This window comes from Azoarcus sp. TTM-91 (assembly GCF_012911025.1).
In the GTDB taxonomy this organism is placed as follows: domain Bacteria; phylum Pseudomonadota; class Gammaproteobacteria; order Burkholderiales; family Rhodocyclaceae; genus Azoarcus.
Genome location: NZ_WUEI01000226.1, coordinates 1 through 2,378, shown reverse-complemented (window position 1 = coordinate 2,378; position 2,378 = coordinate 1). Strand labels below are relative to the sequence as shown.

At 67.8% G+C, this 2,378-nt stretch carries 1 protein-coding gene; it reads right to left on the bottom strand.

Going from position 1 to position 2,378, the window contains the following annotated elements; all coding sequences use genetic code 11:
* Positions 1-362: 362 nt before the first annotated feature.
* Positions 363-2,378, bottom strand: a 2,016-nt coding sequence (locus GRF61_RS23780) for an LTA synthase family protein (protein ID WP_169153092.1), incomplete at its 5' end; no start/stop codon positions are given.

Below are 2,378 nucleotides of genomic sequence, written 5' to 3'. Positions count from 1 at the left end.
CTTGCAGGCCGCGCGGGGGCTGGAGGGTTGGGGGCGCGCCGGGATGGCGCTGCGTTGGGAACTGCTATGGAGGCAATGCAAAAATCATAGTGTGTGTTACAGGATATGACAATAAGGTTGTCTGGGCCGGCCTCGATGAAGGCGCTGTCTGGACCATCGGGCTTGATCGGGTTTTTCCGTTCGGGAGAAGGTGGTGCATGCGCAGTCGGTACGATGCGCGGCTGCGCCTGGCCCTAATGCGGCTGCAACAGCTTTGTCGCCGCCGGACCGTGTTCATCTCGCGGAGAGCAGCCGGGCTTGTGCTGTGTCAGCCACGGCCCGGCATCGAAAGCGCTGGAGTATCCGGACGAGCTTCTCAGCTGTCAGCGCGCATCGACCACGCCGGCGGTGTTCTCCAGCAGGGCGGTGGTGGCGGTCTGGATGTAGGCGTCGAGTTGCCGCTTCAGCTCGGCTTCGTCGGCGGCGCCTTCCAGGCGCTGGCTGGCGGGGTCGGCGCCGAGGCGGTAGGCGTACTCGCGCACCGGCAGGCCCTTGGGCTGAACCAGGATGTGGTCACCGCGGACGATTGCGACTGTCTGGTCGCTGCCTGAGGGCTTGATGATGCCGAAGCCGGGGTCGTCCGCCGGCAGCGCCAGTAGGTCACGGCCCCAGCACTGGTGGCGGGTGTCGCCGAGGCGGCCGGCGATGGTGGGGACGATGTCCACCTGGGTGCCGACGGTGTCGCGGGTGCTGCCGAAGCGTTCCTGCAGGCCGGGGGCGATGAGCAGCAGCGGCACGTTGAAGCGGTGCAGGTCCATCTCGGTGAGCTGTTCCGGGCTGCCGAAGCCGTGGTCGCCGACGACGACGAACAGGGTGTGCTTGTAGTAGGGCGACTTGCGTGCTTGTTCGAAGAAGCGGCCCAGCGCCCAGTCGGCGTAGCGCATGGCGGTGAGGTGTTCGTCCAGCGAGCCGTGGCCGCTCACCTTCTCCACCGGCAGTTCCTTGGGCAGGGCATAGGGCGTGTGGTTGGAGAGCGTCTGCAGCAGGGCGTAGAAGGGTTTGTCGGCGGGCAGCCGGGCCAGCTCCTGGGCGGCGCGATCGAACATGTCCTGGTCGGAGACGCCCCAGGTGGGGTCGGAGAACACCGGGTTTTCGTAGTCGGCGCGGCCGATGAAGGTGGTCATGCCCTGGTTGCTGAAGAAGCCGGACTGGTTGTCCCAGGCGAAGTCGCCGTTGTAGACGTAGAGGTCGCGGTAGCCGCGCGGGCTCAGCAGCTGCGGCAGGCCGGAGAACTTGTGGCCGCCCTCCGGCGTTTGCATCAGGTATTCGAAGCCGGGCAGGTTGGGGAAGCAGGCCATGGTGGCGAACATGCCCTGGTGGGTGTGGGTGCCGTTGGAGAAGAAGCGGGTGAACAGCAGGCCCTCCTTCGCCAGGGCGTCGAAGGCGGGGGTGATGGCGTCGCGGCTGCCGAGGGCGCCGACGTAGTGGCCGGCGAAGCTCTCCATCAGGATGACGACGACGTTGCGCACTTCCGGCAGCGCGGTGTCGGCGGGCGGATGGTCGTCGCGCCGCACCGGCGCGGTGTCGGCATCCACCAGGGTGTCGGTGGGCGTCAGCAGCAGGCCGCGGGTGATGTCCCTGGCTTCGTCCGGCGGCAGGTTGCCGTGGAAGATCTTGTCGCGCTGGTCGGACATGCGGCTCTGGGCGGCGGCGATCAGCGTCAGCGTGCCGTTGAGGCCGAGCTGGTTGGCGAACATGGAGTCGGTGGTGTAGGCGTCGCCCCAGCGCAGCGGCGGGCTGCCCTGGCGCAGGGTGCCGCGGGCGGCGACCACGGTGGCGAACAGGCAGAGCACCAGCGCGGCGGCGCGGCGGATGGCGGGGGCGCTGTTGTGGCCAGGCTTGTCTGCGGAGGCGATGGGGTTGAGGTAGTCCAGTGCGGTGAAGGCCTGCGCCAGCAGCCAGCTCAGCAGCGCCCAGCCGAGCAGGTAGCGCGCCACCGGGAAACCGTACCAGATCATGCTCAGCACCGTCTTCGGGTCTTCCGCCATGTACTGGAAGACGAGGCCGTTGAGGCGCTGGTGGAATTCGCGGTAGAAGTCTAGTTCCATCACCCCCAGCAGCAGGCAGAGGCTGGCGCTGGCGGTGAGCCACCAGCGCAATGGCCGCCGCGCTGCCATGCTGCGCAGCGAGACGGTGGCCAGCACCAGCGGCAGCAGCAGGTAGGCGACCAGCCGCAGGTCGAAGCGCAGGCCGTTGAGGAAGGCCTCCATCACCGTGGGCAGCGAGGCGTGGCCGATCTGCTCCCGGTTGTAGATCAGCAAGGCCACCCGCAGCAGGGTGAATAGCAGCAGCAGAACCAGGCCGGATTGCAGGGTGAAGCGGAGGTGGCTGTGGAGGGG